The 657-nt window shown below is 68.0% G+C and carries 1 protein-coding gene; it reads left to right on the top strand.

Annotated features, from left to right (window positions below; all coding sequences use genetic code 11):
• Positions 1-657 (top strand): MMPL family transporter (locus tag L6Q67_RS23890; RefSeq protein ID WP_296576114.1); only part of this gene is annotated, 657 nt, incomplete at both ends.

Genomic DNA, 657 nt, shown 5'->3' on the forward strand with positions numbered 1-657 from the left:
TCCGAAGTGGTACGAGTTGCTGCCCAACCAGGACATGCTCAACACCGTGACCGCGGCCGCACCGCGCGGCCTGTACAACGATGACTGCAGCTTGCTCACGCTGTACGTGAACCTGCGCGACCACAAGGCCGATACGTTGTCCCGGGTGGTCGGCCACATCGAAGCCTACGCCGCGGTCAACGATACGGCCGACGTGCACTTCCTGCTGGCGGCCGGCTCGGCGGGCATCGAGGCGGCCACCAACATCGTCGTCACGCAGGCCTGGCGCCAGATGCTGCTGCTGGTGTATGGCGCGGTGGTGCTGCTGTGCTTCATCACCTTCCGCTCCTGGCGCGCCGTGCTGGTGGCGGTGCTGCCGCTGGCCTTGACGTCGGTGCTGGCCGAGGCGCTGATGGTGGTGCTGGGCATCGGCGTGAAGGTGGCGACCTTGCCGGTGGTGGCGCTGGGCGTGGGCATCGGCGTCGACTATGCGCTGTACATCCTGTCGGTCACCCTGGTGCGGCTGCGCGAGGGCCGCAGCCTGGCCGAGGCCTACGACAGCGCACTGCAGTTCACCGGCAAGGTGGTGATGCTGACCGGCGTCACGCTGGCCGTGGGCGTGGTCACCTGGGTCGCCAGCCCGATCAAGTTCCAGGCCGACATGGGCCTGCTGCTCGC

It is taken from the genome of Zoogloea sp., assembly GCF_023150065.1.
Taxonomy (GTDB): Bacteria; Pseudomonadota; Gammaproteobacteria; order Burkholderiales; family Rhodocyclaceae; genus Zoogloea.